This window comes from Luteimonas sp. 22616 (genome assembly GCF_052044325.1).
In the GTDB taxonomy this organism is placed as follows: Bacteria; Pseudomonadota; Gammaproteobacteria; order Xanthomonadales; family Xanthomonadaceae; genus Luteimonas.
The window spans coordinates 462,269-476,099 of the sequence record NZ_JBQEMW010000001.1; the positions used below are offsets into that span (position 1 = coordinate 462,269).

Sequence of the window (13,831 nt, forward strand, 5' to 3'; positions counted from 1 at the left end):
TCAAATTTCATTAGAGTTGCGTGAAAGCGAATAGGACTTTCATCACATTTTTAATGTAGAACCCGTTTGGCGCCGCTGTAGTGGTCGCGCCAATAAGGGCCGTCGAGGCGGTCCAGGCGCACCGTTCCGCCGGAGCTCGGGGCGTGCACGAAGCGCCCTTCGCCGACATAGATGCCGACGTGGGTGACGCTGCCGCCGCTGCCGAAGAACACCAGGTCGGCGGCGGTCAGGCGCCCCGGGGCGATGCGGGGCCCCTGGAACGCGGCCAGGTCGCGCGAAGTGCGCGGCAGCTTGAGGTCGAGCATGTCCCGATAGACGTAGTTGACCAGGCCGCTGCAGTCGAAGCCGCCATCGGGCGTGTTGCCGCCATAGCGGTAGGGCGTGCCGACCAGGCTGATCGCCCGCATCAGCACGGCGTTGGCGGAGGCGGGGTCGGCCGGCGGGTTCTTCGACCAGGCCTGGGACGTGACGGCGGACGCCTGCGGGCGCGCGTGACGGACTTCGTCGTGGCTGCAGCCGGCGATCAGCACCACCAGCAGGGTGGCCAGCGCCACACCCGGATGCCGCCAGGTTGGCGCGCGGGCGGGTGAGCCGGGATAATGCGCGGTCTCCATCACGGCCGACATCTTGGCCGAATCCCCTTCCGACTGACAAGCGACCGCGCGTCGCGCGTCCGCACGCCTGCCGCAAAAGAGAGCCCATGAGCACCGAAGCGATGAAGATCGAGAAAGACCGCGTCGTCCAGTTCCACTACACCGTGTCCGAGCAGGGCCAGGAACCGCTGGAAACCTCGAAGGAGCGCGACCCGCTGGCGATCCTCGCCGGCCACGGCAACATCATCCCGGGCCTGGACAAGGCGCTCGAAGGCCACGTCGCCGGCGACAGCTTCGGCGTCGACGTGCCCGCGGCCGAGGCCTACGGCGAGCGCCGCGACGGCCTCACCCAGCGGGTGCCGAAGAAGCATTTCAACGAACAGAAGCTGGCGCCGGGCATGCAGGTGGTGCTCAACACCAACTTCGGCCCGCGCGCGGTGACGATCCAGAAGGTCGGCATGAGCGTGGTCGACGTCGACCTCAACCACCCCATGGCCGGCAAGGACCTGCATTTCGACATCGAGATCGTCGACGTGCGCGAGGCCAGCAAGGAAGAGATCGAGCACGGCCACGTCCACGGCGACGGCGGCCACGCGCACTGACCGGGCACCGTCGCCGGGTCGCGCCGAACGCTTCGGTTCGTCGCGGCGGCGGAATACACTTGCGCCATGAGCGAACGCGATGATGTGCTGGTGGTCGGTGGCGGGGTGATCGGTCTGGCCAGCGCGCTGGCGCTGCTCGACGCCGGGCGCCGCGTGCGGGTGCTGGAAGCCAACACCGTGGGGTGCGGCAGTTCGCATGGCAACTGCGGCACCATCACCCCCAGCCACGCCGCGCCGCTGGCCGCACCCGGCAAGATCGTCAAGGCGCTGCACTGGATGCTGACGCCGGACGCGCCGTTCTACGTCAAGCCGCGTTACGACCCGGCGCTATGGCAGTGGCTGCTGCGCTTCGCCGCGCGCTGCAACACCCGCGACTGGCGCGCGGCGATGGTCGCGCGCGCCAGCATCCTGCGCGAATCACGCGAGCAGCTGCCGCAGTGGGTGGAGCGCTATGGGCTGCAGTGCGAATACGCCGAACAGGGCGTGGATTACGTGTTCCGGACCGAACGCGAGCTCGCCCACCTGGCCGCCGAACTGCCGCCGCTGGCCGAGCTGGGCATCGCCAGCGAGATCATCGATGGGGCCACCTACCTGCGCAATGAACCCGCGCTGCGCGACGGCGTGGTCGGCGTGGTGCGCTTCCCGGGCGATGCGCGGCTGCGGCCGGACCGCTACGTCGCCGAACTGGCGCGCGCGGTGCGCGAGGCGGGCGGCAGCATCGAGGAACACTGCGAGGTGAAGGGCCTGGTCGACGATGGCGACGGCATGCGCGTGGCCACCTCGCAGGGCGAACGCCATGGGCGCGATGTCGTGATCGCGACCGGCGCCTGGTCGCCGCTGCTGGCGAAGACGGCGGGACTGTCGAAGCTGCCGATCCAGCCCGGCAAGGGCTATTCGATCACCTACGACCGCCCTGCACTGGCACCGAAGCAGCCCGTGGTGCTGTACGAGCGCAGCGTCTGCGTCACCACCTGGGACAGCGGCTACCGCCTCGGCAGCACGATGGAATTTTCCGGTTACGACACCAGCCTCAACCGCCGCCGGCTGGATGCACTGGAGCGTGGTGCGCGCGAATACCTGCATGAGCCGGTCGGACCGGTGAAGCGCGAGGAATGGTTCGGCTGGCGGCCGATCTGCGTCGACGACCTGCCGATCATCGGCCGCGCGCCCGGCCATCGCCACGCCTGGCTGGCGACCGGGCACGGCATGCTCGGCGTCAGCATGAGCACCGGCACCGCGCAGCTGGTCGCCGACCTGGTCTGTGCGCGCACGCCGCGGATCGACCCGCTTCCCTACTCGCCGCAGCGGTTCGCGTGAGCACCGGCGCCGGCAAGCCAGGACTCGACTTCGACCTTGTCGTCATCGGCGGCGGCTCCGGTGGCCTGGCCGCGGCCTTCCGCGCGGCCGAGCACGGCGCGCGCGTGGCCCTGCTCGAACCGGCCGAACTCGGTGGCACCTGCGTCAACGTCGGCTGCGTGCCCAAGAAGGCGATGTGGCTGGCCGCGCACGTGGCCGAGCGCATCGAGCTGGCCGCGCAGCTCGGCTTCGAGGTCGATGCGCCCAGGCTGGACTGGTGCGAGTTCGTCACCCACCGCCAGCGCTACATCGCCAACATCCATGCCAGCTATCGCCGGCGGCTGGACGCGGCGGGCATCGTCACCGTCGCCTCGCGCGGCCGCCTGCTGGATCCGCGCACGGTGGAATGCGCCGATGGCGTGCGCCTGCGCGCTGCGCACGTGGTGATCGCCACCGGCGGCCGCCCGCGGCGCCCGTCGATCCCCGGCGCCGAGCTCGGGCTGGTGTCGGACGACTTCTTCCACTTCACCGCGGCGCCCGCGCGCGTGGCGATCGTGGGCGGCGGCTACATCGGCGTGGAGCTGGCGGGGATGCTGCGGGCGCTGGGCAGCGAGGTCGAGCTGTTCGTGCGCGGCCCGCGGCTGCTGCAGGGCTTCGACGTCGAACTGGTCGAACGGCTGCAGGAAAACTACCACCAGGCCGGCATCGCCCTGCACCTGGGCCACGATGTCCGCGGACTCGAGCGCGCCGGCGACGGCCGCGTCTGTGTGTCCGGTGACGTCGCCGCGTTCGACGCGGTGCTGTTCGCCACCGGCCGGCAGCCCAACACCGAAGACCTCGGCCTGGAAGCCGCCGGCGTCACCACCGATGGCGCCGGCCATGTGTGCGTCGATCCCTGGCAGGACACCGCGGCCGAGGGCGTGCATGCCGTCGGCGACGTCACCGACCGCATCGCGCTGACCCCGGTCGCGATCGCGGCCGCGCGCCGGCTGATGGACCGCATCTTCGGCGGCGCGGCGGACGCAAGGCTCGACTACGACAACGTGCCGACGGTGGTGTTCGCGCATCCGCCGCTGGCGACGGTGGGCCTGACCGCCGCGCAGGCGCGGGAGCTGTATGGCGACGACGTGCACGAGTACCACGCCGATTTCCGCGCCATGCTGCACGCACTGGCCGACGTACCGCAGCGCAGCCTGTTCAAGCTGGTGTGCGTGGGCGCGCAGCGCCAAGTGGTGGGCATCCACCTGCTCGGCGAGGGCGCGGACGAGATCCTGCAGGGCTTCGCCGTGGCGCTGAAGAAGGGCATCACCCTGGACGACCTGCGCGAGACCGTCGCGATCCATCCGACCAGCGCCGAGGAAGTAGTCCTGATGCGATAGGGCGCCGTTGTGGGAGCGGCCATGGCCGCTCCCACGGCGTTCCGCAGAGTCGTTGTCGTTCCGGGAAACCTTGCATCCGGGCGACAGCGCCCGGAGTGGCGCGGTGCGACAGGCCCAGGCGATGGCGCGATTGCCGCGGCTGCCCCGGCCGCCAGCGGGTTACGATTCGCGCATGGACATCTTCACCCTGCATCGCGGCACCGCGCCGCTGCTGGTCAGCGTGCCGCACGACGGCACGCGCCTGCCGGCCGACATCGCCTCGCGGCTGAGCGAATCGGCGCGCCGGGTGCCCGACACCGACTGGCACATCGCCAAGCTCTACGCCTTCGCGCGTGGCATGGGCGCGTCGATGATCGTGCCGCTGCATTCGCGCTACGTGGTCGACCTCAACCGCGCCGAGGACGACGTCTCGCTGTACCCCGGCCAGAACACCACCGGCCTGTGCCCGGTCGTGCAGTTCACCGGCGAGCCTGTGTACCTCAAGGGTGGCGAACCGGACGAAGCCGAAGTGCATGCGCGCGTCGATCGCTACTGGCGTCCCTACCACGAGGCGCTGCGCGACGAGCTCGCACGGATCCGCGCCGAACACGGCCGCGCGGTGCTGTGGGAAGGCCATTCGATCCGCGGCGAGCTGCCGTTCCTGTTCGACGGCCGCCTGCCCGACCTCAACCTCGGCACCGCCGGCGGCACCAGCTGCGCGCCGGCGCTACAGGCGCGGCTGGAACAGGTGTTGGCGGCGCAGGACGACTACGACTTCGTCGCCAACGGCCGCTTCAAGGGCGGCCACATCACCCGCCACTATGGCGACCCGGGCAACGGCATCGATGCGGTGCAGCTGGAGATCAGCCAGCGCGTCTACATGGACGAGACTTCGTACGTCTACGACGAAGCGAAAGCCGGCCGCGCGCAGGCGCTGGTCCGCCGGCTGCTGGAAGCCGCGCTGCAGGCGGACTGAGCCGCCCGGTGCTCAGTCCGCCTTGGTGTTGGCGGAGATGAAGGCGTCGGCCCGCCGGTACAGTTCGGCCTGGTTCTCCGGCTTGTAGAAGCCGTGGCCCTCGCCGGGCACGACCATGGTCTCGATCTCCACCCCGGTCGCGGCGAAAGCCTTGGTCAGCGCCTTGAACTGATCCATCGGCACCCGCCGGTCGATCCTGCCCTGGGCGAGGAACACCGGGACGCCGACCTTGTCGACGTTGCGCGCGGGCGAGGCCGCCGCCAGCGCTTCGTCGTCGCTGCCGAGCACGCGGTCGAGGTAGCGGCGGCCCCAGCGCGTGCCCGGGATGTCGCCTTCCTTCTTCATGATGGCCAGGTCGTAGACACCGACGTAGCCGATCGCGCAGCGGTACAGGCCGGGGTTGCGGATCGGCTGCATCATCGCCGCGTAGCCGCCGAAGCTCGCGCCGAACGTGCAGATGCGGGCGGGATCGGCGAGGTGGTTGTCGACCAGCCACTTCACGCCGTCGCTGATGTCGTCCTGCACCTTGCCGCCCCATTCGCGATAGCCGGCGCGTTCGAATTCGTGGCCGCGCCCGGCCGAGCCACGGAAGTTCACCTGCAGCACGCCGTAGCCGCGGCTGGCGAAGAACTGCGCGTCCGGGTCGTAGCCCCAGGTGTCGTACACGCCATGCGGGCCGCCATGGGGAATCACCACCAGCGGCCGCGGGGTGTCGTCCTTCGCGGTATAGAAGCCGAACAGCTTGCGGCCGTCGCGGGACTGGAACTCGATGGCACGCGAGGGCGCGAGCTGTGCAGGCTTGAGCCACGGCCGCGATTCGGCCACCAGGACCATCTTGTGGGTGTCGCGGTCGAAGACGTAGAAGTTCACCGGCTGGCGGTCGGCGCGGGCGGAGAACAGCACCTTGCGGTTGTCGCGGCTGAACGACTCGAATGAAACCAGCTCGCCGGGGAAGGCCTTCATCAACCCCGCATGCAGCGCGCTCCACTCGGAGTCCGGGTCGAGATATTCCACGCCGGGCGTGCCGGCGTCGTAGACGACCGCGAACGGTATTCCGTTGCGGCCGCCGAATTCGTAACCGCCGATGCCCACGTCGCCGCTGCCGGCCAGCTTTTCGCGCTCGCCGGTGGACAGCTGCAGGCGGTACATCCGCGACGGTCCGCCATCGTCGAAGACCGCGGCGTACAGCGTGTCGTTGTCCGGCGCAAAGCGGCCGCCGCCGATCGAATAGCCAACCATCGCCTTGGGCATCGGTTGCCACTGCGAGGTGGGGGTGGGGCGGTACGCGACGACCGGGATGTCGTTGTCGTCGCTGCCGACCCTGACCCGCGGCACGCCGGCGTTGTCGAACACGAAGCGGACACTGCCCTTGGCCCGTTCGATCTCGCGCCGCGACCCGGTCAGGGTATCGACCTTGAAAATGGTGGTGTCGGGGTCCTCGCCGCAGTCCCAGCAACGGAACGACACCAGCACCTTGCCCGGCTCGTTGTCGAGCACGTCGACGACCTCGGCATAGCCGTGGTCCTTGCGCCTGCCGCTGCGGCCGCCGTCGTCGTCGGCGAAATAGCCGAACAGCACGTTCTGCTGCTTGCCGGCGATGTCGGACGAGAACAGCTGGCCATAGCTGAGTGGCGCCGCGCGCAGCGGCTCGGTCTTCGCGCGCGCCAGCACCAGTTGGCGATCGGTGGTCCAGTACACGTCGGCGACGTGCTGCTGCTTGCCGAACCTGAGCACGTGCGGCGCCTCGCTGCCGTCGATGCGCAGGACCTTCAGCTCGGTCTCCATCCCGTCTCCGCTGGGCACCGCCAGGGCGACGTAGCGGCCGTCCGGCGACAGCGACACTTCGCTGATCGCGGCGTGCCTGGCGAAGTCCATCGGCGTGGGGACCTGTGCATCGACTTGCAGCGCGCAGGCCAGCAGCAGCGCGCAGCTCCAGCGCGCGAATCCGGATCGGTGCATCGTTCTCCCCCTGATTGCCTTCCCCAAGGCCGCCGCCAGACTAACCGTGCGCCGGGCGGGATGCCAAGCGCCCGCCGCGGGTCAGGAGACCACGGGTACCACGGCGCCGTCGTAGTGGATCAGCCGTCCGAGCAGGGGGAAGTCGGCATGGGAGTAGAAGCGGAAGGCGCCGTTTCCGTCTTCCGCCTCCCAGGACTCGATCCGCGGGCCGAGCGCACCCGGCAGCGGCAGCGGGCCCAGCGACCAGCGCCGGAAATGCCAGTGCATGCGCCCGCCGGCGGCGGACAGCGCGAAATGGAAGCGGAACGGGCCGAAGCGTTCGGCCAGCAGCGTGCCGCTGGCGTCGCGGCAGAAACTGGAGGCGAAGGCACGGTCGCCGAAGCGGCGGCTCCAGCGCTCGCCGTCGCCCTCGCGCCGGACGTGGATGCGTACCGGCACCGACACGCCGGGCCGGGGAAAGCCGAACACGCGCCGCAGCAGTCGTGCGGGCAGGTGGTCGGCGCCGCGCACGAGCGCGGTGCCGGCGTAATGGGCGTCGGTCGATTGGTGGAACCCACGCACCGCCGCGGGCAGCGCGGCCCACGCGTCGCCCAGCAGGTGTGCGAATACGCTGTCCGGCACACCCGGGCGGGGCGGTTGCTGTTCGTGCCGACCCATCCCGTGCCCGCTCAGACTTGCAGCGCCGCCGCGCCGCGCGATTCGTTCCGCAGCGCAAGCGCAAACGCACGGGCCGTTGCCACGGCGGGTGGCAACGAATCGCTCATCAGACCTCCAGGGTCGCCAGGTCGCCCTTCGCCTCCAGCCACGCCTTGCGATCCCCCGAACGCTTCTTCGCCAGCAGCATGTCCATCAGCGAGCGGGTCTGGTCGGCGTCGTCGATGGTCAGCTGCACCAGCCGGCGGGTGTCGGGATGGATGGTCGATTCGCGCAGCTGCGAGGGGTTCATCTCGCCCAGGCCCTTGAACCGGGTCACGTTGACCGCACCGGACATGCCTTTCTTGCGATCGCTTTTCTCGCGCTCGATCTTCTCCAGCAGCAGGCGCTTTTCTTCCTCGTCCAGGGCGTAGAACACCTGCTTGCCCACGTCGACGCGGAACAGCGGCGGCATTGCCACGAACACGTGGCCGGCGGCGACCAGCGTGGGGAAGTGCTTCAGGAACAGCGCCGAGAGCAGGGTGGCGATGTGCAGGCCGTCGGAGTCGGCGTCGGCGAGGATCACGATCTTGCCGTAGCGCAGTCCGGAGACGTCGTCCTTTCCCGGGTCGCAGCCGATGGCGACGGCCAGGTCGTGGACTTCGTTGGAGGCCAGCACGCCGCCCGACGCCACTTCCCAGGTGTTGAGGATCTTGCCGCGCAGCGGAAGGATCGCCTGGAAGTCCTTGTCGCGCGCCTGGCGCGCGCTGCCGCCGGCCGAATCGCCTTCCACCAGGAACAGCTCGGTGCGCGACAGGTCCTGCGAGATGCAGTCGGCGAGCTTGCCGGGCAGGGCAGGGCCCTGGGTGACCTTCTTGCGGGTGATCTGCTTCTCGGTCTTGAGCCGCGCGCTGGCGCGTTCGATCGCAAGCTGCGCGATCTTCTCGCCGAGTTCGACGTTCTGGTTGAGCCACAGCGAGAACGCATCGTGGGCGGCGTTCTCGACGAAGCCCGCGGCCTGGCGCGACGACAATCGCTCCTTGGTCTGGCCGCTGAACTGCGGGTCGGTCATCTTGACGCTGAGCACGAACGCGACGCGGTCCCAGACGTCCTCCGGCGCCAGCTTGACGCCGCGCGGCAGCAGGTTGCGGAAGTCGCAGAACTCCCGCAGCGCGTCGGTGAAACCGGTGCGCAGGCCGTTGACGTGGGTGCCGTGCTGCGCGGTCGGAATCAGGTTGACGTAGCTTTCCTGCACCAGGTCGCCATCCGGCGCCCAGGCCACGGCCCAGTCGACCACTTCGGTGTCCTTCGCAAGCCGGCCGATGAACAGTTGCGGCGGCAGCAGCTCGCGGTCGACCAGTTCGCCGCGCAGGTAGTCGCTCAGGCCGTCGGCGTATTGCCACTGGTCGCGCTCGCCGCTGGCCTCGTCGTACAGGTGCACGGTGAGCCCGGGGCAGAGCACGGCCTTGGCACGCAGCAGATGGCGCAGCGCACGGAGATTGAACTTGGCCGTGTCGAAGTATTTCGGATCCGGCCAGAAACGCAGCCGGGTGCCGGTGTTGCGCTTGCCGACGCTGCCGACCACCTCCAGCTTCGATGCGCGGTCGCCGTGGGCGAACGACATCCGGTGCTCGTTGCCGTCACGCTTGATGTACACGTCCAGCTGCTTCGACAGCGCGTTGACCACGCTGACGCCGACCCCGTGCAGGCCGCCGGAGAAGGTGTAGTTCTTGTTGCTGAACTTGCCGCCCGCGTGCAGGCGGGTGAGGATCAGTTCCACGCCCGGGATTTTTTCCTCCGGGTGCAGGTCCACCGGCATGCCGCGGCCGTCGTCGGAGACCTCGCAGCTGCCATCGGCATGCAGCACCACCTCGATCTCGCGCGCGTGCCCGGCCAGTGCCTCGTCGACCGCGTTGTCAACCACTTCCTGCGCCAGGTGGTTGGGGCGGGTGGTGTCGGTGTACATGCCCGGGCGTCGCTTGACCGGGTCCAGCCCCGACAGGACTTCGATGTCGGCGGCGTCGTAGCGTGCATTCATTCGTGTCGGGCCATTCGTGTTCGGCGTGGGGGTGTGGAGCGTGGGGGTGTGGAGCGTGCGCATAGCTTACCGATGCGGCGGTGTTAAAACTCCGTTGTTCAGTGGCCGGCGGGGGTGGGCCGGCTAGCGTGCGACTCTCGCCGTGGGGAGCGAATGCTGGAAACACCACCATTTATTCGTAGGGAGAACCACCGATGAAGCAATCCCAGATCCTTCTGGCCGCCGTGATCGCAGCCGCCTTCGCCGTCCCGGCGGCGCATGCCCAGTCGCAGACCGATGCCGCCAAGGCCGAACAATCCGCGCAGCAGGCACAGGAATCGGCCGAAGCCGCGGAAGCCGCGGCCACCGCCGCCGAGGCGAAGGCCAAGGCTGCGGAAGGCCAGGCAGAGGCTGCGGAAGGCCAGGCGCAGGCGGCCAACGAGGCCAGCGATACTGCATCGGATGCGGCCGACGAGGCTGCCGAGTCCGAGGAAGAAGAGCAGAACTAGCAACCCGCAGCGGTCGTCCGCTTCGGACCTTGGACGCCCCGGCTCGCCGGGGCGTTTCTCTTCGTGCTGCGGGAGCGCTCGCGTTCCCTGGAGTCGGTGCGTGTTGTGGACCATGTGGCCGAGACTGGCCATTGCGACGTCTTGTAAAACCCGCCCGCGGCGGCCCGCCACACTGGAAGGGTCGGGCGGCCATGCGCGGAGGTGTCGTCTGCTGCCCGTATGGCATGATCCGATATCGGGAACCTGCAGCACGGATGCCACTGACGCGCCATGCACGCGAACGGCGAGCCAACCTCGGAGGACATCACCAGGCTGTTCGTCTCGTGGCGGCATGGAGCCGGTGCAGACTTCGACGTCCTGTTCGCGACGCTTTACAGAGAATTGCGAACGCTGGCACACCGCCAGGTTGCGCGCGCGTGGTCGAGTGACACCTTGCACACGACCGCGCTGGTGCACGAAGCCTACCTGCGGCTGATCGACCGCGAGCAGGTCGGGATCCAGGATCGCACGCACTTCCTCGTCCTGGTTGCACGCGTGATGCGCAACGTCCTGGTGGACAGGGCGCGGGAGCGGGGCAGGCAGAAGCGCGGCGGCGACCGGCAGCGCGTCGAGCTCGATGAACACCTGGCCGCCGGGATACCGGGGGCGGCGGACGTACTCGCAGTGGACAGCGCGCTTGCGCGCCTGGCGGCGCTGGATGTGCGCCAGGCCGAGGTGGCACAGATGCGGGTGTTCGGCGGCCTGTCGCTGGAGGAAGCGGCGGAAGTCCTGCAAGTGTCCACGGCCACGATCAAGCGCGACTGGCGCAAGGCGCGCATGTTCCTGATCCGCGAGTTGAGCCTGGAGCCAGACGCGTGATGTCGGAGGACCAACAGCGGCAGGCCCGTTGGCAAAGGATCTGCGCGGTCCTGGACGCTGCCCTGGATGCATCCAGCGAGGATCGCGAACACGTGGTCGCCGCGCAGTGCGCAGGCGACCCGGCATTGCGCGAGGAAGTCGAAGCCCTGCTGGCAGCGGAAGCCGCGACCGACCGGCGCGTGGACTCGCCTGCGATGGAGTGGGCGGCCGATGTCCTCGACGGGCAGGAACCTGCGCCGGCGCACCTGCCAGGTGAAGTGGTCGGGCCCTACCGGCTGGTGCGGGAGCTGGGACGCGGCGGCATGGGAACCGTGTGGCTCGCGGAACGGACCGATGGCGGCTTCGAGCAACAGGTGGCGCTGAAACTGCTCAAGCGCGGCCTCGACACCGATACCATCATTGCCCGCTTCCTCGATGAACGCCGCATCCTGTCCCGGCTCCGGCATCCGCATATCGCGCTGTTCATGGATGGCGGCGTGTCGGAAGAAGGGCAGCCCTGGTTCACCATGGAATGGGTGGACGGCCAGCGGATCACCGACTGGTGCGATGCCCGCAGGCTGGGGATCCGGGAACGCATCGCGCTGTTCCTCGATGCGGTTGCGGCAGTGCAGTACGCCCACCAGCAACTGGTCGTGCACCGGGATCTGAAGCCCGGCAACGTCATGGTCACCGCCAGCGGGCAGGTCAAGCTGCTCGATTTCGGCATTGCCAAGGTGCTCGACGTGACCAGCGCCAGCGCCGAAGCGGCGACCCTGACCCGGATGGGCTGGCGCATGCTCACGCCGGAGTACGCCGCCCCCGAGCAGTTGCGCGGCGAACCGGCGAGCACTGCAACGGATGTCTACGCGCTGGGCGTCCTGCTGCACGAGTTGCTCACGGGCGAGCGGCCGGCGAGCGGTGGCAAGGACGCCACGGCGCCACAGCGGCCGTCCTCCACGATCGGGAGTGCGGCTGCCGCGCTGCGTGGCGGCAGCACCGAACGCCTGCAGCGCGTGCTGCAAGGTGACCTGGACACGATCGTGCGCAAGGCCATGCACGCCGATCAGGCGTTGCGCTATGGCTCGGCCCAGGGGCTGGCCGAAGACCTCCAGCGCTACCTGGACGGCCAGCCCGTCCATGCGCAGCCGGACAGCGCGTGGTATCGCACGCGCCGGTTCGTTGCCCGCCACCGCTGGGGCGTCGCGGCAGCTGCAGCCATCGCACTGTCGCTGACGGCCGGTGCGCTGGTAGCGACATGGCAGGCGCTGGCGGCGAAGACACAGACGATCGAAGCGCAGAAGCAGGCGCGGCGGGCGGAGCAGGCCAGGGACTTCCTGGTCAAGATCATCTCCCAGGCCGATCCCTATGCCTGGCGTGACAGCAAGGAGCCGACCGTTGGCGAGTTGCTCGAAGCCGGCACCAGGCTCGCGGACGAGGAACTCGGCGATACACCGGCGCTGCATGCCGAGATACTGGTCGCGCTGGGCAACGCGTACGAGTCGCGAGGCGACCTGGATCGGGCCGAAAAGTTGATGCGGCGCTCGTTGCGCGGACGCCGCGAGTTGTTCGGGGAAGAACACGAGGCCTACGCCGACTCGCTGTACCAATTGTCCAGCGTGCTGTACGCCAAGGGTGACTGGAAGGGCTCGCAGGACGCGACCACGCGGGCAGCCGCCATCTTCGAACGGACGCTCGGCGACGCCCCGAAGACCGCGCTGGCCTACGAGGGCATGGCCAGTGCCCTGGAAATGGGGAGCGACATCGATGGAGCACTGCGCCTGCGCCGGCGCGCGCTTGACATCTATCGGCGTAACTTCGGAGAGCGCGACGCCCGGACCGCCGGCGCGGAACAGTCCCTCGGACTGGTCCTCCTGGATGAGCGGGACAAGGGTGCCGAAGGCAAGGCGCTGCTCGATCACGCACTGGAGACCATCAGACAGATCGACGGGCCGCGCAGTCTGCGGTACGCGAACGGACTTAGCGACTATGCCGTCGGACTGCAGGGCGCAGGTGACGCACCACGGGCCGCGGAAACATATCGCAGCGCCATCGCCATCTACCGGGAGTTCGGGGCGAAGGACCTGCTGGAGACGCCGTTGGGCAATCTCGGCCTCACCTACCAGAGGCTGGGCCGCTTCGATGATGCCGAGCGCAGCATGCGCGAGACGCTGGCCCTGTCGAAGGCAGGGCCGAAGGCGGGTACCCGCGGGGAAGGGCGCTGGCTGCTGGGGCTGGCCGACGTGCTGCGCGAGGCCGGAAAGCTCGACGAGGCGGAGCCGCTGATGCAGCAAGCGGTCGCGATCATGGAGCGCGACGCGGGGCCGGACCATGCCTTCCTGCCGGAGTCGTTGTGGCGCCTGGCGGACCTGCGCTACGAGCAGGGGCGGTTTGCCGAGGCATTGGCGCTTGCCACGCGTGTGGATGCCCTGCTGCAACGGCAGGCCGGGCCGGACGATTTCAGGGTCGCGTTGAACCAGGGGCTCATGGCCCGCGTGCGCGCTGCCATGGGTGAGCAAGCGCGGGGACGGGAGTTGATGGCATCGGCGATGCGCAGCTTGCGGCGCGCGCGTGGCGCAGATTGGGCCTCGACCTCGTCCGTTGCCGGTTACGTTGCGGAGATGCAGCTGCAATCCGGCGATGCGCAATTGGCGGAAGCGGGTTTCCGGACGCTTGCCGAGGCATTCGACGCCAGCGGCAAGCGTGCCAAGGCCATCGAGGCGCACATGCACCACGGTGCCGCACTGGCCGTACAGGGCAGGCCGGCCTGCGAGCCGGTCCTGCGCAAGGCTTTGTCGCAGCGGCGCGCCATGTACGGAGACAACAACGCGCGGACGGGCGAAGCCAGGCTGTATCTGGGCGTGTGCCTGCTCAAGCGCGGGCAGCACGCCGAGGGGCGCGGCCTGATCGAACGCGGGCGCGGAGAGTTCGTCCGCCAGTTCGGGGGCAAGCATTTCGTGGTGCGGCTGGCGGACGAACGATTGGGATCAGGCTGAATCCCGAAAGGCGGGCCGTGCAGTCGCATCAGGACGGCACGCCGGTACCCGGACGGGC

General features: G+C 69.2%; 11 protein-coding genes. 7 read left to right on the forward strand and 4 right to left on the reverse strand.

Annotated elements, in window-relative coordinates:
• Positions 1 to 50: 50 nt before the first annotated feature.
• Positions 51 to 626, reverse strand: a complete 576-nt coding sequence (locus ACTJIL_RS02160) for a C40 family peptidase (protein ID WP_440753955.1) — start codon at positions 624 to 626, stop codon at positions 51 to 53.
• 89 nt (positions 627 to 715) lie between these two features.
• Between ACTJIL_RS02160 and ACTJIL_RS02165 the strand changes: the two genes are divergently transcribed.
• The 4 genes from ACTJIL_RS02165 to hutG all read left to right on the forward strand — a co-directional run bounded on the left by ACTJIL_RS02165 (position 716) and on the right by hutG (position 4,825).
• A complete protein-coding gene (locus tag ACTJIL_RS02165) occupies positions 716 to 1,195 on the forward strand; it encodes an FKBP-type peptidyl-prolyl cis-trans isomerase (RefSeq protein ID WP_440755818.1) in 480 nt (159 codons plus the stop codon).
• A gap of 66 nt (positions 1,196 to 1,261) precedes the next feature.
• Positions 1,262 to 2,512 carry an NAD(P)/FAD-dependent oxidoreductase gene (locus tag ACTJIL_RS02170; protein WP_440753956.1) on the forward strand — a complete coding sequence of 417 codons (1,251 nt, stop codon included), beginning with the start codon at positions 1,262 to 1,264 and terminating at the stop codon, positions 2,510 to 2,512.
• On the forward strand, positions 2,509 to 3,870 hold the full coding sequence (gene gorA / locus ACTJIL_RS02175) for a glutathione-disulfide reductase (RefSeq protein ID WP_440753957.1): 1,362 nt from the start codon (positions 2,509 to 2,511) through the stop codon (positions 3,868 to 3,870). The genes ACTJIL_RS02170 and gorA overlap by 4 nt, the downstream gene beginning before the upstream one ends.
• Positions 3,871 to 4,042: 172 nt before the next feature.
• Positions 4,043 to 4,825 (forward strand): N-formylglutamate deformylase, encoded by a 783-nt coding sequence (gene hutG / locus ACTJIL_RS02180; protein ID WP_440753958.1) that lies wholly within the window; start codon positions 4,043 to 4,045, stop codon positions 4,823 to 4,825.
• A gap of 12 nt (positions 4,826 to 4,837) precedes the next feature.
• Here the strand turns inward: hutG and ACTJIL_RS02185 are convergent, their stop codons facing one another.
• From ACTJIL_RS02185 to parE, 3 genes are all read right to left on the reverse strand, one after another.
• Positions 4,838 to 6,784: an alpha/beta hydrolase family protein gene (locus ACTJIL_RS02185; RefSeq protein WP_440753959.1), complete on the reverse strand. Its 1,947-nt coding sequence runs from the start codon at positions 6,782 to 6,784 to the stop codon at positions 4,838 to 4,840.
• An 81-nt stretch (positions 6,785 to 6,865) separates the two neighbouring features.
• On the reverse strand, positions 6,866 to 7,405 hold the full coding sequence (locus ACTJIL_RS02190) for a DUF4166 domain-containing protein (RefSeq protein ID WP_440753960.1): 540 nt from the start codon (positions 7,403 to 7,405) through the stop codon (positions 6,866 to 6,868).
• A gap of 142 nt (positions 7,406 to 7,547) precedes the next feature.
• Entirely contained in the window at positions 7,548 to 9,455 is a 1,908-nt protein-coding gene (gene parE / locus ACTJIL_RS02195) for a DNA topoisomerase IV subunit B (protein ID WP_440753961.1), read from the reverse strand.
• Between the two features lie 194 nt (positions 9,456 to 9,649).
• On the opposite strand from parE, the gene ACTJIL_RS02200 reads away from it, so the two are divergent.
• From ACTJIL_RS02200 to ACTJIL_RS02210, 3 genes are all read left to right on the forward strand, one after another.
• Positions 9,650 to 9,943 carry a hypothetical protein gene (locus ACTJIL_RS02200; RefSeq protein ID WP_440753962.1) on the forward strand — a complete coding sequence of 98 codons (294 nt, stop codon included), beginning with the start codon at positions 9,650 to 9,652 and terminating at the stop codon, positions 9,941 to 9,943.
• 270 nt (positions 9,944 to 10,213) lie between these two features.
• Positions 10,214 to 10,801: an ECF-type sigma factor gene (locus ACTJIL_RS02205; RefSeq protein WP_440753963.1), complete on the forward strand. Its 588-nt coding sequence runs from the start codon at positions 10,214 to 10,216 to the stop codon at positions 10,799 to 10,801.
• Complete coding sequence (locus ACTJIL_RS02210; protein ID WP_440753964.1) at positions 10,801 to 13,773, forward strand: tetratricopeptide repeat protein; 2,973 nt, start codon at positions 10,801 to 10,803, stop codon at positions 13,771 to 13,773. The genes ACTJIL_RS02205 and ACTJIL_RS02210 overlap by 1 nt, the downstream gene beginning before the upstream one ends.
• Positions 13,774 to 13,831 lie beyond the last annotated feature (58 nt).

Coding starts and splice junctions, on each gene's coding strand:
- ACTJIL_RS02160 (WP_440753955.1), bottom strand. CDS start 626: ATGTCGGCCGTGATGGAGACCGCGCATTATCCCGGCTCACCCGCCCGC.
- ACTJIL_RS02205 (WP_440753963.1), top strand. CDS start 10,214: ATGCACGCGAACGGCGAGCCAACCTCGGAGGACATCACCAGGCTGTTC.
- ACTJIL_RS02185 (WP_440753959.1), bottom strand. CDS start 6,784: ATGCACCGATCCGGATTCGCGCGCTGGAGCTGCGCGCTGCTGCTGGCC.
- hutG (WP_440753958.1), top strand. CDS start 4,043: ATGGACATCTTCACCCTGCATCGCGGCACCGCGCCGCTGCTGGTCAGC.
- ACTJIL_RS02170 (WP_440753956.1), top strand. CDS start 1,262: ATGAGCGAACGCGATGATGTGCTGGTGGTCGGTGGCGGGGTGATCGGT.
- ACTJIL_RS02200 (WP_440753962.1), top strand. CDS start 9,650: ATGAAGCAATCCCAGATCCTTCTGGCCGCCGTGATCGCAGCCGCCTTC.
- parE (WP_440753961.1), bottom strand. CDS start 9,455: ATGAATGCACGCTACGACGCCGCCGACATCGAAGTCCTGTCGGGGCTG.
- ACTJIL_RS02210 (WP_440753964.1), top strand. CDS start 10,801: ATGTCGGAGGACCAACAGCGGCAGGCCCGTTGGCAAAGGATCTGCGCG.
- ACTJIL_RS02165 (WP_440755818.1), top strand. CDS start 716: ATGAAGATCGAGAAAGACCGCGTCGTCCAGTTCCACTACACCGTGTCC.